General features: G+C 67.4%; 18 protein-coding genes and 1 tRNA gene. 16 read left to right on the top strand and 3 right to left on the bottom strand.

Annotation, left to right across the window (positions count from 1 at the left end):
• Positions 1–116 precede the first annotated feature (116 nt).
• Together AADV74_RS10280 and AADV74_RS10275 are read left to right on the top strand one after the other, a co-directional pair.
• Positions 117–2,876 (top strand): beta-glucosidase H, encoded by a 2,760-nt coding sequence (locus tag AADV74_RS10280; protein ID WP_342113706.1) that lies wholly within the window; start codon positions 117–119, stop codon positions 2,874–2,876.
• 241 nt (positions 2,877–3,117) lie between these two features.
• Positions 3,118–4,782: a thiamine pyrophosphate-binding protein gene (locus AADV74_RS10275; RefSeq protein WP_342113704.1), complete on the top strand. Its 1,665-nt coding sequence runs from the start codon at positions 3,118–3,120 to the stop codon at positions 4,780–4,782.
• A 33-nt stretch (positions 4,783–4,815) separates the two neighbouring features.
• On the opposite strand, the gene AADV74_RS10270 is transcribed toward AADV74_RS10275, so the two are convergent.
• Positions 4,816–6,711 (bottom strand): FAD-dependent monooxygenase, encoded by a 1,896-nt coding sequence (locus tag AADV74_RS10270; protein WP_342113702.1) that lies wholly within the window; start codon positions 6,709–6,711, stop codon positions 4,816–4,818.
• Between the two features lie 24 nt (positions 6,712–6,735).
• Positions 6,736–8,115, bottom strand: a complete 1,380-nt coding sequence (locus AADV74_RS10265) for an MFS transporter (RefSeq protein ID WP_342113700.1) — start codon at positions 8,113–8,115, stop codon at positions 6,736–6,738.
• Between the two features lie 132 nt (positions 8,116–8,247).
• Here AADV74_RS10265 and AADV74_RS10260 point away from each other — a divergent pair, with 132 nt between their 5' ends.
• From AADV74_RS10260 to AADV74_RS10235, 6 genes are read left to right on the top strand one after another with little or no spacing between them, the layout of a single operon-like run.
• Positions 8,248–9,744 carry a fumarylacetoacetate hydrolase family protein gene (locus AADV74_RS10260; protein WP_342113698.1) on the top strand — a complete coding sequence of 499 codons (1,497 nt, stop codon included), beginning with the start codon at positions 8,248–8,250 and terminating at the stop codon, positions 9,742–9,744.
• A complete protein-coding gene (locus AADV74_RS10255; RefSeq protein WP_342113696.1) occupies positions 9,741–10,424 on the top strand; it encodes a GntR family transcriptional regulator in 684 nt (227 codons plus the stop codon). Before AADV74_RS10260 ends, AADV74_RS10255 begins: the two co-directional genes overlap by 4 nt.
• A 19-nt stretch (positions 10,425–10,443) precedes the next feature.
• Positions 10,444–11,961: a 5-carboxymethyl-2-hydroxymuconate semialdehyde dehydrogenase gene (gene hpaE / locus AADV74_RS10250; protein WP_342113693.1), complete on the top strand. Its 1,518-nt coding sequence runs from the start codon at positions 10,444–10,446 to the stop codon at positions 11,959–11,961.
• Between the two features lie 56 nt (positions 11,962–12,017).
• A complete protein-coding gene (hpaD, locus tag AADV74_RS10245) occupies positions 12,018–13,184 on the top strand; it encodes a 3,4-dihydroxyphenylacetate 2,3-dioxygenase (protein ID WP_342113691.1) in 1,167 nt (388 codons plus the stop codon).
• Positions 13,185–13,217: 33 nt separating this feature from the next.
• Entirely contained in the window at positions 13,218–14,003 is a 786-nt protein-coding gene (locus AADV74_RS10240; protein WP_342113689.1) for an FAA hydrolase family protein, read from the top strand.
• Complete coding sequence (locus tag AADV74_RS10235) at positions 13,988–14,791, top strand: HpcH/HpaI aldolase family protein (RefSeq protein ID WP_342113688.1); 804 nt, start codon at positions 13,988–13,990, stop codon at positions 14,789–14,791. The genes AADV74_RS10240 and AADV74_RS10235 overlap by 16 nt, the downstream gene beginning before the upstream one ends.
• Before the next feature lie 106 nt (positions 14,792–14,897).
• Here AADV74_RS10235 and AADV74_RS10230 read toward each other — a convergent pair.
• Positions 14,898–14,984: transfer RNA gene (locus tag AADV74_RS10230), tRNA-Leu, on the bottom strand.
• 340 nt (positions 14,985–15,324) lie between these two features.
• On the opposite strand from AADV74_RS10230, the gene AADV74_RS10225 reads away from it, so the two are divergent.
• From AADV74_RS10225 to AADV74_RS10190, 8 genes are all read left to right on the top strand, one after another.
• Complete coding sequence (locus AADV74_RS10225) at positions 15,325–16,137, top strand: HAD family hydrolase (RefSeq protein WP_342113687.1); 813 nt, start codon at positions 15,325–15,327, stop codon at positions 16,135–16,137.
• Positions 16,134–18,644 carry a glycoside hydrolase family 65 protein gene (locus AADV74_RS10220; RefSeq protein ID WP_342113685.1) on the top strand — a complete coding sequence of 837 codons (2,511 nt, stop codon included), beginning with the start codon at positions 16,134–16,136 and terminating at the stop codon, positions 18,642–18,644. Before AADV74_RS10225 ends, AADV74_RS10220 begins: the two co-directional genes overlap by 4 nt.
• 77 nt (positions 18,645–18,721) lie before the next feature.
• Positions 18,722–19,465, top strand: coding sequence for an FHA domain-containing protein (locus AADV74_RS10215; protein WP_342113683.1), 744 nt, complete (start codon positions 18,722–18,724; stop codon positions 19,463–19,465).
• The gene (locus AADV74_RS10210) at positions 19,462–20,040 is read left to right on the top strand and encodes an FHA domain-containing protein FhaB/FipA (RefSeq protein ID WP_342113681.1); all 579 of its coding nucleotides are present in this window, start codon (positions 19,462–19,464) and stop codon (positions 20,038–20,040) included. Before AADV74_RS10215 ends, AADV74_RS10210 begins: the two co-directional genes overlap by 4 nt.
• Before the next feature lie 5 nt (positions 20,041–20,045).
• The gene (locus AADV74_RS10205) at positions 20,046–21,281 is read left to right on the top strand and encodes a PP2C family protein-serine/threonine phosphatase (protein ID WP_342113680.1); all 1,236 of its coding nucleotides are present in this window, start codon (positions 20,046–20,048) and stop codon (positions 21,279–21,281) included.
• A gap of 82 nt (positions 21,282–21,363) precedes the next feature.
• Positions 21,364–22,680: an FtsW/RodA/SpoVE family cell cycle protein gene (locus AADV74_RS10200; RefSeq protein ID WP_425287304.1), complete on the top strand. Its 1,317-nt coding sequence runs from the start codon at positions 21,364–21,366 to the stop codon at positions 22,678–22,680.
• Entirely contained in the window at positions 22,680–24,146 is a 1,467-nt protein-coding gene (locus tag AADV74_RS10195) for a peptidoglycan D,D-transpeptidase FtsI family protein (RefSeq protein WP_342113677.1), read from the top strand. The genes AADV74_RS10200 and AADV74_RS10195 overlap by 1 nt, the downstream gene beginning before the upstream one ends.
• Complete coding sequence (locus tag AADV74_RS10190) at positions 24,143–25,876, top strand: protein kinase domain-containing protein (protein WP_342113676.1); 1,734 nt, start codon at positions 24,143–24,145, stop codon at positions 25,874–25,876. The genes AADV74_RS10195 and AADV74_RS10190 overlap by 4 nt, the downstream gene beginning before the upstream one ends.
• Positions 25,877–25,889 lie beyond the last annotated feature (13 nt).

The following is a 25,889-nucleotide window of genomic DNA, read 5'->3' as shown; positions in this document are numbered from 1 at the left end:
AATCAAGCCCGTGTGTGAAGGCATCGCAACGTAGCCGTCCTTCCAGACCCCCACGACGCGAGGCACTCCCGACATTGCATTGCGGACGACAGCGGCAATGAAGTCGGGAGTCTGACATGCATTCATCAACGATCCGTCGGCAAGGGCGCCGGCGGCTGATGCTCATCGCGGCCGCGTCGACAGCGCTGCTGCTGGCGTCTCCAACCGTCGCCGGCGCAGCAAATGACGACCCGGGCGGCGAGGCGGCCACGGCCGACCAACTCCTCGCCGCCGAGGCCTACGCCTTCCCGCCGGGCAACTGGTGGGACAGCTCCACCTCCGACAAGCGCCGTGCTGCGGCGCTGCTGCGGCAGATGACCCTCGAGGAGAAGGTCGACATGCTGCACGGGGAGATCAACAACTTTTTCGGGTTCTACAACGCCCCCATCGATCGACTCGGAATCCCGGCCCTGACCATGGCCGACGGGCCGGCCGGCACGCGCATCGCGAACCCGGACGTGAATGGCCAGCGCTCCACCCAACTCCCGTCCCCCTTGGCTCTCGCGGCCACCTGGAACGCCCAGCTGGGCGAGCAGTACGGCGACCTCGCCGGATCCGAGGCGTTCGACACCGGGCACAACGTGCTTCTCTCCCCGGCGGTGGACATCGCCCGGGTGGCGCAAGCGGGTCGCGCCTTCGAGGCGTACGGCGAGGACCCCCTGCTGAGCGGGACCATGGGGGCAGCAAACCTCCGCGGAATCCAGTCCAATCCCGTCGTCGGCGACATCAAGCACTACAACGTGTACACCCAGGAGACCAATCGCCTGGCCGGCGGCAACGCCGTGATCGACGAGAGAGCGCTGCAGGAGATCTACACCCGCCCGTACGCGATCGGCATCCGAGACGGCCACCCCGGATCGGCGATGTGCGCCTTCAACGCCGTGAACGGCGTGCAGGCGTGCGAGAACGGGGAACTCCTCAACAAGATCCTGAAGGAGCAGTTGAAGTTCCAGGGCTGGGTGATGAGCGACTACGGCGCCACCCACAGCACCGTCCCCGCGGTCCTCAACGGCCTCGACCAGGAGATGCCCGGCAACTTCAGGCCGGACCAGCAACCCGGGACCTGCTTCTTCTGCGGGCCTCTGATCGATGCCGTGAACGCCGGTCAGGTTCCGATGTCGCGCATCGACGATGCTGTCACGCGCATCCTCAGGCCCATGTTCGCCCTCGGGTTGTTCGACAACCCGCCGGTGATCCAGCCGCTTCCAGAAGCCGAGCACGGCGCTGAAGCGCGCTCGATCGCCGAACAGGCCATGGTGCTGTTGAAGAACGACGATGGTGCCCTGCCCCTCACGGGGCGGGTCGGGTCGATCGCTGTCATCGGAGCGGATGCCGACACCGTCGTGCAGGGCGGGGGCAGCTCCCAGGTCAAGCCGACCTACACCGTCAGCCCGCTCGAGGGCATCCAGGCCAGAGCCGGCAGCGGCGTCACCGTGAACCACGTCGCCGGATCCGATCCGGTGACCTCGGCCGCCTTGGTTCCGGGTCCGGATCCGATCCCGTCGGACTTCCTCACCCCTGCGACAGGGACGGGGAACGGTCTGCGCGCGGAGTACTTCCTGAACCTGGACTTCTCGGGGACCCCGGAGCTGGACCGCACGGATCCCTACGCCGGCATCTACGGAGGCTTCTTCCTGTTCAGCGGTTTCAACGCCGCCTCGCCGCACTTCCCGGCGCAGCCGCAGTCGGTGAACGGGAACTCCTCCATCCGCTGGACCGGATCCCTGACGGCCCCGGTGGATGGCAGCTACGAGCTGTCCATCGTCGCGACGGGGTCGTCCACGCTCTACCTCGACGGGGCACCGATCATCCAGACGGCACCGTCGACCACACCGCAGGAGACGTCGGTCGACGTCGACCTGACGGCCGGAAGCGTGCACGAACTGCGCGCCGAGAACGTGAACGACGCGCCCAGCGCGACGGACAACGGACCGGTGTTCAAGCTCGGGTGGGTTCCGCCCGATGGTGTTGTGGCACCGCAGGCGCTGGCCGCGGCCGACCTGGCCCGGAACGCGCAGGCGGCGGTCGTCGTCGTCCGTGACTACTCCTCCGAGGGCGGTGACCGGCCGAACCTGAACCTTCCCAACGGCCAGGAGGAGGTCATCCGCCAGGTCGCCGCAGCGAACCCCAACACCGTCGTGGTGGTCACCTCGGGCGCTGGCGTCGAGACCAGCAGCTGGGAGGCCGGTGTTCCGGCCATCCTGCAGGCCTGGTACGGCGGCCAGGAGCAGGGCAACGCCATCGCGAACATCCTGTTCGGAGACGTGAACCCGTCCGGGAAGCTGCCCATCACGGTGCCGACCGACGAGGCCAGCACTCCGGTGAGCTCTCCGGAGCAGTTCCCCGGCGTCGGGCTCGACCAGCAGTTCTCCGAGGGGATCTTCGTGGGCTATCGCGGCTACGAAGAGTACGGCATCACCCCGCAGTACGCCTTCGGCCATGGCCTGTCGTACACGAGCTTCGACTACTCGAAGCTGAAGACCTCGACGGTCAAGGGGAAGAACGGAGTCGGCAAGCAGCTGAAGGTCGACGTCACCGTGCGCAACAGCGGCTCGGTCGCCGGTCGCGAGACCGTTCAGGTCTACGTCGGTCCCCTCCCGACCAGGGAGGTGCCGACGGCCGCCAAGGCGCTCGCGGGCTGGGCGCAGGTGGACCTGCAGCCGGGCGAGCGCAAGAAGGTGACTGTCACGCTCAGTGCCGAGTCGCTGTCGTTCTGGGACGTGGACCGCGACAGGTGGCGCACGCCGTCGGGTGACGTGCCCCTGTTCGTCGGCTCGTCGTCTGATGACATCCGGCTCACCGGAGACCTGCGCATCGGCCGCACCGTGCAGCAGTAGCCGCTCGAGCAGCCGGTGCACCCGCACCGGCACCGGCACCGGCACCGGAGGGATGCTCCGCCCCGCGTCAGCAGGGCGGAGCATCCTGCGTGACGGGTGATGCGTATACTCGGAGCGTCCGGCAGGCCCCTCGAGCAGCCGGTGCCCGAAAAAAGGGCACGCAGCCTCCCAGCGCAGTCGCTGGGAACCGGCGAGACACATACGGCATCCACACGTCCGTTCGTCTGCCGGGAGGTCTCCCATGTCCACTGTGTCCGCTCACGTAGCCCAAGCACTCGCTGCCCACATCGATCACGTCTTCGGCGTGATGGGCAACGGCAACGCGTACTTCCTCGACGCACTCGAGCGCTCGACGGACGTGTCGTTCACGGCCGTGCGGCATGAGGCCGGCGGAGTGGTGGCGGCCGACGCGTACCACCGCGCAGGCGGCGGGCTCGCCGCCGCGACAGCGACCTACGGTGCCGGGTTCACCAACACCCTCACCGCGTTGGCCGAGGCCGTTCAGGCGCACGTCCCCCTCGTCCTCGTCGTCGGAGACGAGCCGACCTCGGGTCCACGGCCATGGGATGTGGACCAGATCGCGTTGGCATCCGCTGTCGGTGCGCGCACGTACACGGTGGGCCGAACGGATGCAGCGGCGACCACCGTCATCGCGATCGAGCACGCACTGTCGTACCGTGTGCCCACGGTGTTGGCGATCCCGTACGACGTCGCTCGACTCGACGCCGGGCCGGTTCCTGCCGCGCAGGCGCCCCACCTGCCCGTCCCCGCCGCCCCGTCAGCTTTCGCCCGCGCCGCCATCGACCAGCTCGCCGGCACACTCGGGATGGCACGGCGGCCGTTTCTCCTCGCCGGACGCGGCGCCTGGATCGCCGGCGCCGGCGACGCCCTGGGACGCCTCGCGGATGCGACCGGCGCGATCACGGCATCCACAGCACTCGGACGGGGTGTCTTCCCCAGCACGGAGTTCGACCTCGGCGTCGTCGGGGGCTTCGGTGCTGCTGGGGCGATGGAGCTGATCCGGACGGCTGACGTCGCCGTCGTCTTCGGTGCGGGCCTCAATCAGTTCACGATGCGGTTCGGCGAGCTCTTCGACCCCGGTACCCGCGTGTACCAGGTCGACACGGCACCGGCAGCGACCCACCCGCACGTCGGGGGGTTCATCCGTGGCGATGCCGCCGTCGTGGCGGCCGGTCTCGCGGATCGTGTCGCGGCGGCGGATGCGTCCCCGTCCGGTTGGCGGGAGTCGATCGACCTCGTCCCACTGCGAGCGCAGGAACCCGGTGACCCCAGCGCTGTCGATGGTCGTCTCGACCCGCGCGCTGTCGCTGTGGGGATCGGCGAGATCCTCGAGGGCAGCGATTCGACACGGGACCGCGTCGTGGTCTCCGACGGAGGCCACTTCATCGGCTGGGCGAACATGTACTGGCCCGTGGCCTCCCCCGATCGCATGCTGATGATCGGAACCGCCTACCAGTCGATCGGCCTGGGATTCCCCTCGGTGCCTGGGGCGGCGCTGGCGAAACCGGACTCCACCATCGTCCTCACGACCGGCGACGGCGGCGGATTGATGGCATTGGCCGACCTGGAGTCGGCGGTGCGCGTGGCCGGTGGGCGCGGCCTCGCCGTGGTCTGGAACGACGCCGCCTACGGAGCCGAGATCAATCTCTACGGCCTGAAGGGCCTCGCCCGGGGACCGATGCTGATTCCCGAGGTCGATTTCGCGGGCCTGGCGCGGTCGGTGGGTGCCGACGGGGTCGTGGTGCGCACTCTCGACGACCTCGACGCTCTGCGGCAGTGGGCGGTCACGCCGTCATCCGATCGACGTTTCCTCCTCCTGGACTGCCGGATCTCGGGCGAGGTCATCGCGCCCTATCAACAGGAGATCATCCGCGTGAACTCCTGAGTGCGGGCGTCGCCCCGCGCGGTGCGGTGCGGCTCAGCGCGCCGGAACCATCGACTGCACGAAGAAGTCGGCCAACGCGTCGGTCGCCGAGAGGGGGAGGACCGCGGCGACGTACTGATCAGGACGCACGACCACGACGACGCCGTCCCGCGACAGTCCGCGCTCCTCGTAGATGTCGGTGCTCGTCCACGCGCTCGGCGCCGCAGCGAAGACCTTCTCCCAGTCGGTGAGTCCGAGCGGTCCCGTCTGCGGCCTGAATGCCGCCGGCACGCGAGAGATGTCGACATCCTCGAACCGCTGCTGGTAGATCACCTTCACATCGAAGACGGCATCGATGTCCTGATTCGGGGACGTGTACCTGACCACCGGCGACTCAGCCGAGGACGAGATCCATTCCGCCCAGGACTCGAGCGCCGAGGGTTCTCCCGCGCTGGGTGCATCCGCGAACGCGTACAGGCGCCACCGCCCGTCCGCCTTCGCGTGGTGGCCGAGGTGCACGGCGTTACCGTCAGCCACGAGCGCGACCTCGGACGACTTGAAGCGTTTTCCGATGGGGAACCCGTCGGCGAGCGATTGATGCGCGGCCTCCCCGACGATCACGGACTGCCCGTATCGCGTCATGAACCCGGACGGGAACTCCGCCGTCGCGAGGTAGTAGGTCGCCAGATCCTGCGGGTCGGAGATCTCTTCGGGCTTGCGTGCCATGAGAGACGACCACTCGCGGTCGAAATCGATGAGCTGCTGTGCCACCGGCAGCCGTTCTGCCGAGTAGGTGGCCAGCAGGGTGTCTGGGCTCCGGCCGGTGAGCACGGCGCCGAGCTTCCAGCCGAGGTTGAAGCCGTCCTGCATCGACACGTTCATGCCCTGTCCGGCCTTCGCGCTGTGGGTGTGGCAGGCGTCTCCGGTGAGGAAGACGCGGGGGGCGCGCTCCGAGCCATCCGGAACGTCGTCGAACTTATCGGTGACCCGGTGGCCGACCTCGTAGACGCTGTGCCAGGCGACCTCCTTCACGTCGAGCGTGTAGGGGTGCAGGATGTCGTTCGCCCTGCGGATGATCTCATCGATGGAGGTGAGCCGAACGCGGTGATCATCATCCTCGGCCACGGCGCCGAGATCGACGTAGACGCGGGACAGGTAACCGCCCTCGCGTGGGATGTGCAGGATGTTGCCCGCCACCGCGTTGATGGCGCATTTGGTGCGCCAATCGGGGAAGTCGGTGTTGACCATCACGTCCATGACGCCCCACGCGTGCAATGAGGCGCCACCGATGTGTTTCCGTCCGATCGCCTCGCGGACGCCGCTGCGCGCCCCGTCGCACCCGGCGACATACCTGGTCCGGATGGTGCGCTCCTCGCCTGTGCGCTCGCCTGCGACGTATCGGAGGCGTACCTCCACGGGGTACTCGCCCTCCTCGTGCACGGTGAGCGCAAGGAACTCGATGCCGTAGTCGGGCTCGATACGCCCGGGACCATTCGCTGCTGCTTCGGCGAAGTAGTCGAGTACGCGCGCCTGATTGACGATGAGGTGCGGGAACTCGCTGATCTTGTACCCGTAGTCCTCGGTCCGGCTGGTGCGGACGATGTTCTGCGGGTTCTCCGGATCGGGGTTCCAGAAGTTCATGTAGCCGATGTTGTAGGCCTCGGCCACGATCCGCTCCGCGAACCCGAAAGCCTGGAAGGTCTCGACGCTCCGTGGCTGGATTCCGTCAGCCTGTCCGAGGGGGAGCCTCCCCGCGCGCCGCTCGATGATGCGCGTTGCGACCCCCGGGAAGGACGACATCTGGGCCGCCAGAAGCATCCCCGCGGGTCCCGACCCGACGATCAGCACGTCGATCTCGTCGGGGATCTCGCTCGGACGATCGATACCCGCGCCCTCGGGCGCCGCGATGCGCGGATCGCCCGAAACGTAGCCGTGATGGTGGAACTGCATGCTGATTCCTTAGCTCCTCGAGGACTACGCGCGGACGAGGCCACGGATCGGACTGACCGACTGCTCGGCCTCGTGGTCCGGACCGAGGGGGATTCCACTCCGGTCGCGAAGGAGGAGCGTCGCGATCAGTCCGATCACGGTCATCCCTGCGAGGTACCAGGTGACGGACAGGGTGCTGCCGGTCGCCTGCACGAGCGCCGTTGCGATGGTCGGGGCGAAGGCGCCACCCACGATCGCGCCGATGGCGTACGAGATGGAGACGCCTGAGAAGCGAATCGAGGCGGGGAAGAGCTCCGTGTACAGCGCCGCCTGCGGACCGTACGTGAAGCCGAGCCCGATCGTCAGGATCGCGAGGCCGGCGAAGAGGAGTCCGATGTTGCCGCTGTTGACCAGGGGGAACAGAGTGAACACACCGATCAATTGCAGGATCCAGCCGATGACATACGTCGTGCGGCGCCCGATCCGGTCGGACACCCACCCGGCGAAGAGTGTGGACAGCAGCCACGTCACGGCGGATCCCGTCACGGCCCAGAGAACCGGCCCGCGCTCGAACGCGAGCGGCCCGTCGGGGTTGGTGGCGTACCCCTGGATGTAACCGCCCGTGGTCATGTACCCGACGGCGTTGTTGCCGGCGAACACGAGTGCGGCGATGACGACGAGGAGGGCGTGCTTCTTGAACAGCTGCACGATCGGCATCTGCGCCTTCTCCTTTCGCTCGGCGAGCTCGGTGAACACCGGGCTCTCCTCCACCTTCCGACGCACGTAGTAGCCCACCAGGATCAGCACGACGCTCAACAGGAACGGAACGCGCCAGCCCCACTGGAGGAACGCGTCGCCGGGAGCGATGATCGTCATCAAGGCCATGACGCCCGATGCGAGCAGCAGTCCGAGCGGAACTCCGATCTGCGGAGACGCACCGAAGACTCCGCGCCGCTTGCGGGGCGCGTGCTCGACCGCCATCAGAACGGCGCCGCCCCACTCGCCTCCAGCGGAGATGCCCTGCAGGATGCGCAGGAGGACGAGCAGGATCGGCGCAGCGATTCCGATCGTCTCGTAGGTGGGGAGCAGGCCGATCAGGGCGGTCGACGCGCCCATCAGGATCAGCGTCCACATCAGCACCACCTTGCGTCCGTACTTGTCCCCGAAGTGACCTGCCAGGAAGGCACCGAGCGGGCGGAACAGGAAGCTCACACCGACTGTCGCGAAGGCGAGGATGGTGCTGTCGGTTCCCAGCGGCGCGAAGAAGAGCTGGCCGAAGACGAGGCCGACCGCTGTGGCATAGATGAAGAAGTCGTACCACTCGACGGTCGTGCCGACGATCGTCGCGAAGACGACGCGGCGCCGGTCCGCCTGGACCGCGATCGTTCCGGTTGCGGTGAATCCTTCTGGCTGTGGTGCGCTCATCCGGGGTGACTCCTGTGTCAGTTCGACGGCTCTGTCTACGCTCGAACCGGCCGCAATCGGTGTGACGCGGTGCTTGCTCGAACACCCATGATCATATACGATTTCGAATACGACGCAAGGGCGAGGGAGCTCATGACCATCGAGAACGAGACCGGGGCGGAGCCCACCGATCCCCGATTCGCCGCGCTCCCCTGCCGTCCCGGCAAGATCATCGCGGTGCACCTCAGTTACGTCTCGCGTGCCGAACAGCGCGGCCGTCGCCCGTCCGCGCCCTCCTACTTCTTCAAGCCCTCGAGCTCGCTCGCTGGTTCGGGCGGCACGGTCGAACGCCCCGTCGGCACCGAGCTGCTCGCTTTCGAGGGGGAGATCGCACTCGTCATCGGGACGGAAGCCCGGCGCGTGGACCAGGAGGCTGCGTGGAGCCATGTGGGCTGGGTGACCGCCTCGAACGATCTCGGCCTCTACGACCTGCGCGCGAACGACAAGGGCTCCAATGTCCGGTCGAAGGGCGGCGACGGGTTCACCCCGATCGGCCCGAGGATGATCGACGCCCGCACCGTGGATCCGTCCTCCCTGCGGCTCCGCACGTGGGTCAACGGTGAACTCGTCCAGGAGGACTCGACAGCAGGTCTCCTGTTCCCGCTCGCCCAGTTCGTCGCCGACCTGTCGCAGCACTTCACCCTGGAGCGGGGCGACGTCATTCTCACCGGAACGCCGGCGGGCTCGTCGGTCATCGTCCCTGGCGACACCGTGGAGGTCGAAGTCGACTCTCCGGGTTCGGGCGCGTCCTCCGGACGGCTGACGACGACGGTCACTCAGGCTGAACAGCCGGCATTCGACAGCTCTCTCGGCTCACTCCCGGCCGTTGACGACACCCAGCGCGAGGAGGCGTGGGGGTCGCGAGAACGCGCCGGGCTTCCGGATGCATCCGTCAGACTCGCTCCGACCTTGCGGGCGAAGCTCGAGAGGGTACCGGTTGCCGGGCTCTCCCAGCAGTTGCGCAAACGCGGCCTGAACAACGTGACGATCGACGGCGTGCGCCCTCTGCACCCCGGTGTGAAACTCATCGGGACGGCGAAGACCCTCCGGTTCGTTCCCAATCGTGAGGACCTCTTCGTCTCGCACGGCGGTGGATACAACGCCCAGAAGCGCGCCTTCGATGCTGTCGCGGAGGGTGAGGTGATCGTCATCGAGGCTCGCGGCGAGTCGTGCTCCGGAACCCTCGGCGACATCCTCGCCCTGCGCGCCCATGCGCGCGCAGCGGCGGGAATCGTCACCGATGGAGGAGTACGGGACGCCGACGCCGTCAGCGCGGTCGGCATACCCGTCTACTCCGCGGGAGCCCATCCCGCCGTGCTGGGGCGAAAGCACGTCCCGTGGGACGTCGACGTCACGATCGCCTGCGGCGGAACCACCGTCCAGCCCGGCGACATCATCGTCGGCGATGGCGACGGCGTGATCGTCATCCCGCCGGGCATCGCCGAGGAGGTCGCCGACGCGGCCCTGGCGCAGGAGGACGAGGACGCCTGGATCGCCGCCCGTGTCGCCGAGGGCAATCCAGTCGACGGCCTGTTCCCGCTCAACGCCGAATGGCGTGCCCGCTATGAATCCGAGACGGGTGCGAGATGACCGACACCACCACGCTCAGCAAGTCGCAACTCGCCTACCGGTGGGTCCGCGAACGCATCACCAACCACGAGTTCACTCCCGGATACCGCTTGGTCCTCGGAACGATCGCGGGCGAGCTGAACATGAGCGTCGTCCCGGTCCGGGAGGCGATCCGTCAGCTCGAGGCGGAAGGCCTCGTGACCTTCGAGCGCAACGTCGGCGCACACGTATCGATGGTCGACGACACGCAGTATCGATTCAGCATGCAGGCTCTCAGCATCCTCGAAGGGACTGCGACAGCGCTGGCCGCGCGCCGGTTGACCGCTGACGACGTCCGTCGGGCTCGACAGATCAACGAGCTCATGATCGGACGTCTCGACGAGTTCGAGCCGCGTGCGTTCACCTCGCTCAACCAGCAGTTCCATTCCGTTCTGTTCGCCAAGTGCGCCAATCCGCGCATGCTCGAACTCGTGGAGTCGGAGTGGGCTCGCCTCGGTCACCTCCGTGACTCGACCTTCAGCTTCGTGCCCGGCCGAGCTCAGGAGTCGGTGCGCGAACACGAGAACATCCTCGTGCTGATCGAGACGGGCGCTCCGCTCGGTGAGATCGAGAAGATGGCCCGCAGGCACCGTTCCGCCACGCTGGACGCCTACATGATCCACGAGCACCCTGACGAGGCCCTCGGCCTGCCGGCATTCTGAATCACCCATTGGAGAAACCATGACCGAGACAAGCCCGGCGCTGGACCAGCGCCATGTGCCGGCCGATCTGCCAACACGCATCCAGCACTACATCGACGGGGAGTTCGTCGATTCTGTCGATGGCGACACCTTCGACGTGCTCGAGCCCGTCTCGAACGAGGTGTACGTCCAAGCCGCTGCCGGCAAGAAGGCAGACATCGACCTCGCTGTCGCCGCAGCCACCCGGGCCTTCACGGAGGGCCCGTGGCCTCGGATGCTGCCGCGCGAACGATCTCGGATCCTGCACCGCATCGCCGACCTCGTCGAGCTGCGCGATGCCAGGCTGGCCGAGCTCGAATCCTTCGACTCGGGGCTGCCGATCACGCAGGCTCTCGGCCAGGCACGCCGGGCAGCGGAGAACTTCCGGTTCTTCGCCGACCTGATCGTCGCGCAGGCCGACGACACCTTCAAGGTTCCCGGCCGACAGATCAACTACGTCAACCGCAAACCGATCGGCGTCGCGGGGCTCATCACCCCGTGGAACACGCCCTTCATGCTCGAATCGTGGAAGCTGGGTCCCGCCCTGGCCAGCGGAAACACGGCCGTACTGAAGCCCGCTGAGTTCACCCCGCTGTCCGCATCGCTGTGGGCGGGCATCTTCGAGGAGGCCGGCCTGCCGAAGGGGGTCTTCAATCTCGTCAACGGCCTCGGCGAGGACGCCGGCGACGCGCTCGTGAAGCACCCCGACGTGCCGCTCATCTCGTTCACGGGCGAGAGCCGAACCGGCCAGATCATCTTCGGCAACGCCGCGCCGTTCCTCAAGGGGCTCTCGATGGAGCTCGGAGGGAAGAGCCCCGCGGTCGTCTTCGCGGACGCCGACCTGGAAGCTGCGGTGGACGCGACGATCTTCGGCGTCTTCTCCCTGAACGGCGAGCGCTGCACGGCTGGATCCCGAATCCTGGTCCAGCGTGACGTCTACGACGAGTTCGTCGAGCGCTACGCAGCGCAGGCGAAGCGTGTGAAGGTCGGCTATCCCCACGACCCGGCCACGGAGGTCGGGGCGCTCGTGCATCCCGAGCACTTCGACAAGGTCATGGGCTATGTCGAGATCGGCAAGAGCGAGGGGCGCCTCGTCGCCGGGGGCGGACAGCCGGAGGGCTTCGAGTTCGGGAACTTCGTCGCCCCGACGGTGTTCGCCGACGTGCCCGCCGACGCTCGCATCTTCCAGGAGGAGATCTTCGGACCCGTCGTCGCGATCACGCCGTTCGACACCGACGAGGAGGCACTCGCGCTTGCGAACGACACGAAGTACGGGCTGGCGGCCTATATCTGGACGAACGACCTCAAGCGTGCCCACAACTTCTCTCAAGCCGTGCAGGCCGGCATGGTCTGGCTCAACTCGAACAACGTCCGTGACCTTCGCACCCCCTTCGGCGGCGTCAAGGCCTCGGGCCTCGGGCACGAGGGCGGCTATCGCTCGATCGACTTCTACACCGACCAGCAGGCCGTGCACATCACCCTCGGCGACGTCCACAACCCGACCTTCGGCAAGCACTAGCCGCCGAACGCAGCCGCATCCCCACTTCATCCCACATCACCGGCAAGGACGCTGACATGACTGACAAGACCGCCAAGACGCTCACCTCCTCGGGCTTCTTCGTGTCACAGGAAGCCCCCATCGAGACGGACAATCCCGTCGCGACCCCCCAGTCGTCCCCGCCGGACATCCTGCGCTGCGCCTACATGGAACTCGTCGTGACCGACCTCGCCGCATCACGCCAGTTCTACGTCGACGTGCTCGGGCTGCACGTGACGGAGGAGGACTCCGATGCCGTCTACCTGCGTTCGACTGAGGAGTTCATCCACCACAACCTGGTGCTCCGGCAGGGCACCGTCGCCGCCGTCGCCGCGTTCTCCTATCGCGTGCGCGCAGCCGAGGACCTCGACAAGGCCGTCGCCTATTACTCGGAACTCGGATGCCGGATCGAGCGCCGTGCCGAGGGCTTCGTCAAGGGGATCGGCGATTCCGTCCGAGTCGAGGATCCGCTCGGCTTCCCGTACGAGTTCTTCTTCCAGACGGAGCACGTCGAGCGTCTGTCATGGCGTTACGACCTGCACACCCCCGGCGAACTGGTGCGCCTCGACCACTTCAACCAGGTGACCCCCGATGTTCCCCGAGCAGTCAAGTTCATGCAGGACCTCGGTTTCCGCGTGACCGAGGACATCCAGGACGATGAAGGCACCGTCTACGCCGCGTGGATGCGCCGGAAGCCCACAGTGCACGACACCGCCATGACCGGCGGCGACGGACCACGGATGCATCACGTCGCGTTCGCGACGCACGAGAAGCACAACATCCTCGCGATCTGCGACAAGCTCGGAGCCCTGCGTCGCTCGGATGCGATCGAACGCGGGCCGGGACGCCACGGCGTCTCCAACGCCTTCTACCTCTACCTCCGCGACCCCGACGGCCACAGGGTCGAGATCTACACGCAGGACTACTACACGGGCGATCCCGACAACCCGGTGATCACCTGGGACGTGCACGACAACCAGAGGCGCGACTGGTGGGGAAACCCCGTGGTGCCGTCCTGGTACACGGAGGCCTCCCTCGTGCTCGATCTCGATGGCAACCCGCAGCCCGTGGTGGCCCGCACTGACACATCCGAGATGGCCGTCACCATCGGAGCCGACGGCTTCTCGTACACGCGCCCCGACGAAGCCGAGGCATCCCTGCCCGAGTGGAAACAGGGCGAGTACAAGCTCGGCCATCAGCTCTGACCGCCCGATAGCGTGCCCACGGAGGAGAATCGGATGCTGCAGCCAGAGACCATCGCGGAGATCGCGGACGAACTCGCCGAGGCCGACCGCACGCACAGCGTGATCCCGCGCATCACCGCGCGGCATCCCGAGGCCACCGTCGAGGACTCGTATGCGATCCAAGGGGTCTGGCGCGACAAGAACATCGGGGCCGGGCGGATGCTCATCGGCCGGAAGATCGGACTGACCTCGAAGGCGATGCAGGAAGCCACGGGCATCACCGAACCGGACTACGGCGTCATGTTCGACGACACCGTCTACGCCAGCGGAGCGGAGATCCCCGTCGACCAGTTCTCCAACGTGCGCGTCGAGGTCGAACTCGCGTTCGTGTTGAAGGCGGCTCTCGAAGGGCCCGACTGCACTCTCGACGACGCCCTGGCGGCGATCGACTACGCCGTCCCCGCGCTGGAGATCCTCAACTCGCACATCGAGCTCGAGGGTCGAACCATCGTCGACACGATCTCCGACAACGCCGCCTACGGGGGCATGGTCCTCGGCGAGGTGCGCAAGCGGCCCGACGAGATCGACCTGCGCTGGGTTCCTGCGCTCCTGTACCGCAACGGCGAGATCACCGAGACGGGGGTCGCCGCCGGCGTGCTCGACCACCCGGCCACCGGTGTGGCGTGGCTCGCGAACAAGTTCCACCAGCACGGCAGCAGACTCGAGGCCGGGGAGATCATCCTGGCGGGATCCTTCACGCGTCCCATGTGGGTGTCGCGCGGAGATGTCGTGCTGTGCGACTACGGACCGATGGGATCGATCACATGTCACTTCGTCTGAAGCCCACCCTGCGCCACGATCTCGCCGGCGCATCTCGTCCGCTGGCGGGAATCTGGGCTTGTTCGGGATCAGCCCTCGTGGCTGAGATCTGCGCGGGTTCTGGGCTGGACTGGATGCTCATCGACATGGAGCACTCGCCGAACGGCCTCGATTCGGTCCTCGCGCAGCTGCAGGCCGTCGCCTCCTACCCGATCACTCCGGTCGTGCGCGTGCCCGTCGGCGACGTCGTCACGATCAAGCAGGTGCTCGACCTCGGTGCGCAGACGCTCCTCGTGCCGATGGTCTCCACGGCTGCCGAGGCGCAGGCACTCGTCGAGGCCGTGCACTACCCGCCGCGGGGCAGGCGCGGCGTGGGGTCAGCGCTCGCACGCTCTGGTCGATGGAATCGTGTCGACGGCTACCTCCAGAACGCCGAAGACCACGTCTCGCTCCTCGTGCAGATCGAGACGGCGGAGGGCGTGGACAACGCCGCCGACATCGCCGGAGTCGACGGGATCGACGGGGTGTTCGTCGGACCCTCGGATCTCGCCGCCTCGATGGGCCTGCTCGGTCAGCAGGCGCATCCCGACGTGACAACATCCGTGCGCCGCACGTTCGACGCCGTGCGAGCCGCGGGAAAGCCCGTCGGCGTCAACGCCTTCGATCCGGCGGTCGCCGACGCCTATGCCGAAGCCGGTGCCTCCTTCATCCTGGTCGGCGCGGACGTCGCGCTCCTCGCCCGAGGATCCGAAGCCCTCGCGACCCGGTGGATCCCCGGAACGGATGCTTTCGGCGGCCCCTCGTACTGAGCACCCGTCGAGCAGCGCACGACGCTGCGGCGCGCACGAAGACGGCCCTTCGGTGCCCGGCACGAGAAAAGGCCGGATCCCTGAGGATCCGGCCTTTCAGCACATCTGGTGCGCGAGGGGGGACTTGAACCCCCACACCCTTGCGAGTACTGGCACCTGAAGCCAGCGCGTCTGCCAATTCCGCCACTCGCGCACGCTTGGTCACACCCGAGGGCGAACCAACCCAGTGACATTATCATTTTCTCCCGCCAGAAGCCATTTGAGGCCGATCGGCCGGCCGGCCGTAGCGCACTGGCGCCGATGTGACGCGAATCGACCTTCGAATGCGCCGTGAAGGTCGATTCGCGTCATCTCGATGAGAGCCGCATCCGTGCGCGCCCTGATCAGGTCATCCGCTCGAATGCGCACGAATGGAAACGCCGCCCGTGCTCGCATCCCCCGGCGAATGCGCAATAGGCTCGTTCCCGTACAGCAGGGGTCGACGGGGACCCTTTCTCGCTCACTACTTCACTGAAGCCGAGATGGGGGCCCGCATGACGGACACCACTGAAGAAACTCCACCCGACCTGCTGCACGGACGAGACATCCGTGCCTTCCTGTTCGACCTCGACGGCGTGCTCACGCCGACCGCCGAGGTGCACATGCACGCCTGGGCGCGGCTGTTCACCCCTTACCTCGAGAGCCACGGCGCCGAGCCCTACGTCGAGCAGGACTACTTCGACCACATCGACGGCAAGCCGCGCTTCGACGGCGTGCGCGACCTGCTCGCCTCCCGCGGCATCGAGCTCGAACCCGGGACTCCGGATGCCGACCCCGCAGACGACACGGTCTGGGGTCTGGGCAACCGCAAGAACACCGTCTTCAACGACACCATCACCGAGGAGGGCGTTGCCGCCTATCCCGCCTCGCTCACGTTCCTCGAGGCCGTCATCGCCGACGGCTACGAGGTCGCCGTGGTCTCGAGCTCCAAGAACGCGCCGGCGGTCCTCGCGGCGGCCGGCATCGCCGACCGCTTCGAGATCGTCGTCGACGGCAACGTCGCCGCCGGCCTCGGCCTGCCCGGCAAGCCGGCGCCCGATACCTATATACATGCGGCGAACGCGCTCGGTCTCACCGTGCTCGAGTGCGCGGTCGTAGAAGACGCCGTCTCAGGAGTGCAGTCCGGTGCCCGCGGAGCCTTCGGGCTCGTCATCGGCGTCGATCGCGGCGTCGGACGCAAGGTGCTGCAGGATGCCGGAGCCGACGTCGTCGTGGAGGAACTCGACGAGCTGATCGACGCCGTCGCCAAGCGCACCGAGCAGAACGACGAGATCACGGACGCCGTGAACCACAAGGAGAGCAAGTGAAGATCCTCGACGCCGACCCGATCGACCGCATCCGTCACCCCCTCGACGAGTGGGCGCTGGTCGAGACGGCATTCGACTCCGCCGACATGGGGCGCACCGAGACGATCTTCTCGGTGGGCAACGGCTACCTCGGCCTGCGCGGCAACGTCGAGGAGGGCCGCGACGGCCACGTGCACGGCACCTTCGTGAACGGCTTCCACGAGACCTGGCCCATCCGTCACGCCGAAGAGGCCTACGGCTTCGCGCGCGTCGGCCAGACCATCGTGAACGCGCCCGACGCGAAGATCATCCGCCTCTACGTCGACGACGAGCCACTCGTGCTCACCGAGGCCGACGTGCTGTCCTACGAGCGCCGCCTCGACTTCGCCAGCGGCGTGCTCGAGCGCGAACTCGTCTGGCGCACGCCGGCGGGCAAGCGCGTGCTCATCACCTCGCGCCGCATGGTGAGCTTCACCGACCGCCACCTCGCCGTGGTGACGTACGAGGTCACCCTCCTCGACTCGGACGCCTCCATCACCCTGTCGAGCCAGATCCTGAACCGCCAGGACGGCCGCGACGAGTACAGATCCAACGTGCACGGCACCGCTGAGGGCTTCGACCCGCGCAAGGCCGACCTCTTCACCGACAGGGTGCTGCAGCCGCGCATCAAGCGCGAGGAGGCCGACCGCCTGCTGCTCGCCTACCGCTGCACCAACTCGGGCATGACGATCTCCGTCGCCGCCGATCACCAGATCACCACCGTCGACGAGTACACCTCGACCACCACCCTCGAAGACGACCTCGCCAAGCGCATCTACCGGATCCACGCCAAGCAGGGCCACAGGGTGCGCCTCACCAAGCTCGTCAGCTACCACACGGCCAGCACCGTGCCCGTGCGCGAGCTCGCCGATCGCTGCGACCGCACGCTCGACAGTGCTCTCGAGGTCGGCGGTCCCGAGCTGTTCCGCCAGCAGCGCCTCTGGCTCGACGCGTACTGGAAGCGCACCGACGTCGTCATCGGCGGCCAGCCCGAGCTGCAGCAGGCCGTGCGCTGGAACCTGTTCCAGCTCGCCCAGGCCAGCGCGCGCACCGACGGCGGCGGCATCGCGGCCAAGGGAGTCAGCGGAACCGGCTACGGCGGCCACTACTTCTGGGACAGCGAGATCTACGTGCTGCCCGCCCTCACGTACACGTCCCCAGTCGTCGCGCGCAATGCCCTGCGATTCCGGCAACGGATGCTGGACGCCGCCCGAGCGCGAGCCCTCGAGCTCAACGTGCGCGGGGCGCTGTTCCCGTGGCGCACCATCAACGGCCTCGAATCGAGCGCCTACTACGCCGCCAGCACCGCGCAGTACCACATCGACGCCGACATCTCCCATGCGCTCTGCCAGTACGTCTCCGCCACGGGCGATCAGGACTTCCTCAACCGGGGAGCCATCGACATCCTCGTCGAGACCGCCCGCATGTGGGCCGACCTCGGCTTCTGGCGCGGCAACGGCGACGATGTCTTCCACATCCACGGCGTCACGGGCCCCGACGAGTACACGACCGTCGTGAACGACAACCTCTACACGAACGTCATGGCGCGGGCCAACCTCGACGCGGCCGCGACCTCACTGCGCGTTCTCGCCAAGGAGGACCCCAGCGCCTACGCCCAGGTGGTCAAGCGCCTCGAGGTGCAGGACGGCGAGGCGGAAGAATGGGCCAGGGCCGCTCAGCGGATGCACATCCCGTTCGACGAGAACCTCGGCATCCACCCGCAGGACGAGGCCTTCCTGCAGAAGGAGATCTGGGATCTCGACCTCACGCCGCCCAGCCACCGCCCGTTGCTGCTGCACTACCACCCGCTCGTCATCTACCGGTTCCAGGTGCTGAAGCAGGCCGACGTGGTGCTCGCCCTGCTCCTTCAGGGCAACGAGTTCACGCTCGAGCAGAAGCGCGCCAACTTCATGTACTACGACCCGCTGACCACCGGCGACTCCACCCTCTCGGCCGTCGTGCAGTCGATCATCGCGGCCGAGGTCGGTTACGGAAAGCTCGCGACGGACTACTTCAACTCCGCCCTGTTCGTCGACCTGCTCGACCTGCACTCCAACACCGCCGACGGCATCCACGTGGCGTCGACGGGCGGCATCTGGAACGCGCTGGTCTACGGCTTCGGAGGCTTCCGCGACCACCGGGGCGAGTTCACCTTCGACCCGCGCCTGCCAGACAACTGGGAATCCCTGCAGTTCAGACTGACGCTGCGCGAGAACCGCATCCGTGTCGATCTCGAACGCGAATCCGTCACATTCACGATCGAGGAGGGCGACTCGTTCCGCCTCACCGTGCGTGGTCAGAAGGTCTTCGTGAGCGCCCAGAGCCCAGTGACCGTGCCGCTTTCGCACCAGGGCGCGAGGCTCGTCGGAACCCCGACGATGGACGACGTCCGAGGCCAGCGTCGCGCTGACGGCTCCCTGCTCACGGCGTCGATCCCGGCCATCGCCCTCGACTTCGATGAGGGCGAGGCACTGGGCCCGATCGATTGACTGGCGGCGCCGGTGAACTGCTTTCCGCAAGTCTCCGACTAACATTCAAGAGTCGCGAGAACCGGATCGGGAGACCTGTGGGGATACTGGACAACTTCGAGAAGGGTCTCGAACGCGCCGTCAACGGCGCTTTCGCGAAGACCTTTCGCTCGGGGCTGCAGCCGGTCGAGATCACGTCAGCACTACGACGTGAGCTCGATACCAAGGCTGCAGTCGTCTCACGCGACCGTGTTCTCGTGCCGAACAACTTCACCGTTCGCATGGGAACAGCCGACTACGCGCGCATGACCGCGATGGGTCCCACCCTCATCGACGAGCTCACCGACCTGGTGCAGAAGCACGCGGCGAGCCAGCGTTTCCAGTTCGCCGGCGGCATCATCATCCGCCTGCGTGAGGACTCGGCACTCACCGTGGGCATGGTCGCCGTCGACTCCACCAATGTGAAGGGCGAGATCGCCTGGACGCCGCTGCTCGACATCGGCACCAAGCGCTACCCGCTCATCAAGGCCCGCACGGTGATCGGCCGCGGCAGCGACGCCGACATCACCATCGACGACACGGGCACCAGCCGCAAGCACATCGAGGTGCTGTGGGACGGCAAGCGCGCCCAGGTGCGCGACCTCGGGTCCACGAACGGATCGCAGCTGAACGGCCAGCCCGTCAAGCAGGCCGTGCTCGAGCCCGACTCCGTCATCACCATCGGCCGCACCCGCATCATCTTCCGCGTGCTCGCACAGGCATCGGCTCCCGATGCCGCGGCTCCCATCGACGACGCGACGCAGCGTCACGACATGGGCGGGTTCTGGGGGCCCGCCTCGTGAGCGAACTGACCCTTCTCGTCCTTCGACTGAGCTTCCTCGTTCTCTTGTGGGCATTCGTGTTCGCGATCGTCTACGCGCTGCGCTCCGACCTGTTCGGGCAGCGCGTTCGCAAGGTCAAGGAGGCGGATGCGGCTTCCCCGAGCCCGGCTCCGGTCCCCGTCTCGGCGTCAGCCGCCGCAGCAGCGGCTGCCGCCCCGACCGGCCCCATCGGATCGATGCCCGCTGCGGCATCCTCCGCCCCGACGCTCTCGCCGTCGCTCGGCCGGGAGATCGCCGGAACCGGCAACGCCCGCGCCATCGTCGTGACGAGCGGCACCAAGGCCGGGGCCGAGTTCCCCCTCGGCACCGACGAGATCACCATCGGCCGCTCCTCCGATTCGGCCATCGTCATCCGTGACGACTACACCTCGACGCACCACGCCAGGCTCATGCTCTGGAACGACCAGTGGATGCTGCAGGACCTCGACTCCACCAACGGAACCTTCCTCGACGGCGCCAGGGTCACGGTGCCCACGCCGGTTCCGCTCAACGTGACCGTCAAGGTCGGCGCGACCACGTTCGAGCTGCGACGGTAGACCCCATGGCGACGCTCATCGACAGCGCGGCCGTCTCCAACGTCGGACGCGTGCGCGCGAACAACCAGGACTCCGGCTTCGCGGGGCACGGCCTGTTCCTCGTCGCCGACGGCATGGGAGGCCACGCCGGCGGTGACGTCGCGTCAGCCATCGCCACGAAGCGCATCGCCGAGGCCGACCAGCCCTACATCACCCCCGAAGACGCCGAGTTCGCCATGCAGTCGGCACTCATCGCCGCCAACCAGCAGCTCGCCGAGACGGTCTTCGAGCACGCGGAGCTCACGGGCATGGGCACGACGGTCAGCGCGCTCTACGTGCTCGGCGACAAGGTGGCCATCGCCCACATCGGCGACTCCCGCATCTACCTGCTGCGCAGCGGCACCCTCACGCAGATCACCACCGACCACACCTTCGTGCAGCGGCTCGTCGACAGCGGGCGCATCACCGAGGAGGAGGCTGCCGTTCACCCGCGGCGTTCCGTGCTGATGCGTGTGCTCGGCGACGTGGAGTCCTCCCCCGAGATCGACACCAGCATCGTGCGCACCATCGCCGGCGACCGCTGGCTGATCTGCTCCGACGGACTCTCGGGCGTCGTCTCCTTCGACGACATCCGCGAGGCACTCGAGCAGTCGACATCGGCCGCCGAGGCTGCAGAGCGGCTCGTCAAGGAGAGCCTCGACGGCGGCGCTCCGGACAACGTGACAGTGGTCATCGTCGACATCGGCGCCGACGGTGTCGCGGCATCCGCGAAGCCCGTCGCCATCGTCGGATCCGCGGCGGAACCCCTGGCGTTCGACATCGAGGAGCCACCGCGTCGGGCGCTCCGGATGTCGCCATTCAGGCTGCACTCCGTACCCGAGGCCCACTTCGAGCCCGACTCCGAGGAGTACCTCGACGAGCTCATCGAAGAGGACAAGCGCCGCGTGCGCCGCCGGCGCATCACGTGGATCACCGTGATCGTCCTGTTCGTCGCCGCGGCGGCGGTGATCGTCGGCGTCACCTACCAGTGGACGCAGTCGCGCTACTTCGTCGGCAGCGACGGTGACAGCGTGGCCATCTTCCGCGGCATCCAGCAGGACATCGGCCCGATCTCGCTGCACAGCGTCTACCGCGACACCGACATCCCGATCGACAGCCTCACCTTCTACGACCGTCAGGCGGTGGAGGCGACGATCAGCGCCGCCGACCTCGACGACGCCATCGCCATAGCGAAACGCCTGGAGGTGACAGGTGCCGACTGACCAGGCCGGCGTCGCCCAGGCGCCAACGCCGAACGGATCCCCGCAGACCGGGCCGATCCGTCGCATCCGTCTGCCTCAGAAGATGCGCAATCTCGAGCTCGCCCTGCTCATCGTGGCCTGCGCGATCAACGCCATCGCCGTGGTGCTGGTGCAGTTCGGCGCCCTCGGCCACGTCGACCTCACACTCGTGTTCCTCGGCGCCGTGCTCTCAGGTCTCGTCGTCGCGCTGCACATCGTGATGCGCTTCGTCGCGCGCGAGGCCGACCCGTTCCTTCTGCCGATCGCCACGCTCCTCAATGGACTCGGCATCGCGATGATCTACCGCATCGACATCGCCGACGGCCACGACGGCTGGGACAGTGCCGCCGTGCGCCAGATCGTGTGGAGCGCCATCGCCATCCTGAGCGCCATTGCCGTGATGCTCGTCATCCGCAACCACCGGGTTCTGTTCCGCTACACCTACATCGCCGGGTTCGTCGCCGTCGTGCTTCTTCTCCTGCCGCTCGTTCCCGGTCTCGGCAAGCAGATCAACGGAGCCCGCGTCTGGATCGGCATCGGCGACGTGCTCACCTTCCAACCCGGAGAGATCGCCAAGATCGCCCTGGCCGTGTTCTTCGCCGGCTACCTGGTGCGCAACCGTGACTCGCTGTCGATGGTCGGCCACCGCTTCCTCGGCATGAGATTCCCGCGCGCCCGCGACCTCGGCCCCCTGCTCGTCGTCTGGGCGCTGTCGATGTCGGTCATCGTCTTCCAGCGCGACCTCGGAACGGCGCTGCTGTACTTCGGCATGTTCCTCGTGATGCTCTACGTGGCCACGGGCCGCCTCAGCTGGGTGGTGCTCGGACTCAGCATGTTCCTCGGCGGCGCCTTCGTGGCGAGCCGCACCCTCGACTATGTCAACGGGCGGTTCAACAACTGGCTCGACGCCTTCAATCCGGCCGTATACGGCGCTGACGGCGGCAGCTACCAGCTCGTGCAGGGCCTGTTCGGGCTGGCCCACGGCGGGCTCATCGGAACCGGACTCGGCCAAGGCCGCCCCGACCTCACGCCTGTTCCGCAGAGCGATTACATCATCGCGAGCCTCGGCGAGGAGCTCGGACTGGCCGGCCTGTTCGCCATCTTCGCCCTCTACCTCCTCTACGTCTCGCGCGGCTTCCGCGTCGGATTCGCCGGCCAGGACGACTTCGGCAAGCTTCTGGGCGTCGGCCTGTCGTTCGTCATCGCCCTGCAGTGCTTCATCGTCATCGGCGGCGTCACCCGCGTGATCCCGCTCACGGGACTCACCACCCCGTTCCTCGCGGCCGGCGGATCGTCGCTCATCGCGAACTGGATCATCACCGCCATCCTGTTGCGCATCTCCGACACCGTGCGCAATCAGCCCAGACTGGTGGTGGACTGATGAATCGCGAACTCAAGCGAGTGAGCATGTTCGTCCTGCTCCTGTTCCTGGCCCTGTTCGTGTCGACGACGGTCATCCAGGCCGTGCAGGCCGACACGTTGAACGCCGACCCGCGCAACACGCGCACGCTGTACGAGAGCTACAAGGTCGAGCGCGGCCCCATCCTCGTGGCCGGAACGCCGATCGCGTCGTCGGCGCCGTCCGATGACGAGTACAAGTGGCAGCGCAGCTATTCGAACGGGCCTCTCTACGCCCCTGTCACAGGATTCTTCCCCGTGAACGGCGAGCCGACGGGCATCGAGGGATCGTTCAACGACTACCTCAGCGGAACGGCCAACTCGCAGTTCCTCAGCAGCCTCGAGCGCATCTTCACCGGACAGAAGCCGAAGGGCGCTGCCGTCGAGGTCTCCATCGACCCCGTCGCGCAGCAGGCGGCCTGGGACGCCCTCGGCGACTTCACCGGATCCGTCGTGCTGACCGAGCCCGCGACCGGCCGCATCCTCGCCCTGGTCTCCAAGCCCAGCTTCGACCCGAACAGCCTCGCCGGCCACGACACCGATGCCGTCGACGTCACGTACGACGCGCTCGTGGCCGACCCGGCCGATCCGCTCATCGACCGCAACCGCGGCGGCGACCTCAACCCTCCGGGCTCGACATTCAAGCTCGTCGTGGCTGCAGCTGCCTTCGAATCCGGCAAGTACACGCCCGAGAGCACCTTCCCGAACCCGTCCGAGTACCAGCTGCCCGGCAGCACCTCGGTCGTCATCAACTCGGGCGGCGGCACCTGCGGTGGAGGGGCGACCGTCAGCATCGCGGATGCCGTTCGCCTGTCGTGCAACATCCCCATGGCCGAACTGGGCGTGGAACTCGGCGACAAGGCCATCCGCGACCAGGCGGAGAAGTTCGGATTCAACGTCGAGCACCACATCCCGATGACGGTCGAGAAGAGCATCTACCCGGCGCTCCTCGACGACGCGCAGACCGCGCTGAGCGCCTTCGGCCAGTACGAGGTGCGCGCGACGCCCATCCAGATCGCCATGGTCTCCGCCGCGATCGCGAACGACGGGATCGTCATGGAGCCATCGCTCGCGGACCAGGTGACCGGCACGGACCTGGCTGTCGTCAAGAGCTTCGAACCCGTGGAGTTCGGGCGTGCGATCAGCAGCGAAACCGCTGATGCCCTCAAGAAGATGATGGTCGCCGACGTCGATGACGGTGCGGCCAGTAATGCAAGAATAGACGGGGTCAGCGTGGGCGGTAAGACCGGCACAGCGGAGAACATCGGGGCGGACGGGGAAGAGGATCCCTACACGCTCTGGTTCACGGGGTTCGCCCCCGCGGAAGACACGAAGTATGCAATCACGGTCCTCATCGAAGACGGTGGCGGAATGGGAACGGACGGGTATGGCAATCTCTTGGCCGCTCCCGTGGCACAGAAGGTACTAGAGGCGGTGCTGAACAAATGAGACCCACAGCAGGGCTCACCTTCGGGGGGCGTTACGAGCTGTCGACCCGCATCGCCATCGGCGGTATGGGCGAGGTGTGGCAGGCCACTGACCTCGTGATCGGACGCCAGGTCGCGATCAAGATCCTCAAGGACGAGTACCTCGGCGACCCCGGCTTCCTCGAGCGCTTCCGCGCCGAGGCCAGGCACGCAGCGCTCGTGAACCACGAGGGCATCGCCAACGTCTTCGACTACGGCGAGGAGGACGGCAGCGCCTACCTCGTGATGGAGCTCGTGCCCGGCGAGGCACTCTCGACCATCCTCGAGCGGGAGCACGTCCTCTCGACCGACAAGGTTCTCGACATCGTCGCGCAGACCGCGGCCGCCCTGCACGCGGCGCACGCCGCCGGCCTCGTGCACCGTGACATCAAGCCGGGCAACCTGCTCATCACGCCCGACGGCCGCGTCAAGATCACCGACTTCGGCATCGCCCGTATCGCCGACCAGGTTCCTCTCACCGCGACCGGCCAGGTCATGGGCACCGTGCAGTACCTCTCGCCCGAGCAGGCGTCAGGCCACCCGGCGTCGCCGACCACGGACATCTACTCTCTCGGAATCGTGGCCTACGAGGCCCTCGCCGGCCGTCGCCCGTTCACCGGCGAGTCGCAGGTCGCCATCGCCATGGCCCAGATCAACGAGGCTCCGCCCGAGCTGCCCGTGACGGTCTCCGAGCCCGTGGGCAACCTCGTGTTCGCGTGCATCGCCAAGAACCCGGCAGATCGGCCGCAGTCGGCTGCCCACCTCGCCCGCGCCGCGACGGCTCTCCGTCGCGGCGACGTCCAGGCCGCCGCCGCCTCGGTTCCCGCGGTCCTCGGCGGCGCCACGGCTGCGACGACCATGCTCATGCCGCAGGCCAACTCCACGAGTGCGGCCACGACGGTGCTGCCCACGGCGACTCGTGCCTCGGCCATCGAGGCGGAGCAGGAGGACGCCGAGAAGAAGAAGCGCAGTCCCTGGACGTGGCCGCTCATCACCCTCATCGCCCTGCTGGCCATCGTGCTGATCGGCACCATCATCGCCTTCGCGGTCAACGGCGGAGGTGGCGGGGACACCCCGAAGACCACGACACCGGCGGCCACGGCATCCAAGACGCCGACGCCGACCCCGACGCCGACGAATACCAAGATCCCGATCAACGAGGCCGACTTCGTGGGCCTGTCGAGCGCGGATGCGCGTGCCAAGGCGAACGGTCTCGGCCTCAACGCGAACGTGACAACGGGCAACGCGGCGACGGACCCGGCCCAGGTCGACACCGTGTACGCGGTGAACCCCACCGGAAACCTCGACCCCGGAGCCGAGCTCACGCTCACCGTCTACGGCGACGTCGTCGCTCCCGGACAGGCCACGGCGCCCACTCTCGACGGCAGTGACCCGGTTCCCGCGAACAGTGACGTCACGGTGAAGTGGGACATTCAGTCCTGCCCCGCCGGCCAGACGCTGAGCGGCTACAACGTCGCCGTCTCCGGTGCCACGCTCAAGGTCCAGGACCAGACGCCCGGCGGAACTCGCACGGCAGTCGTCACGTCCGGCAACCCGGGATCGAGCTTCCAGGTCACGCTGCAGTACTTCTGCGGCCAGATCGACTCGCCCATCTCCGATCCGCTCACTGTCAACGTCGAGGCGGCACCCGCGCCGGACCCCACCGAGACTCCCGCCGCCGAAGCCCCTGAGGGCCCGGCGACAGGCGAGTAGGGCATCCACTCGA

It is taken from the genome of Leifsonia stereocauli, assembly GCF_038432415.1.
GTDB lineage: Bacteria > Actinomycetota > Actinomycetes > Actinomycetales > Microbacteriaceae > Orlajensenia > Orlajensenia stereocauli.
This window is presented reverse-complemented; position numbering and strand designations above follow the sequence as displayed.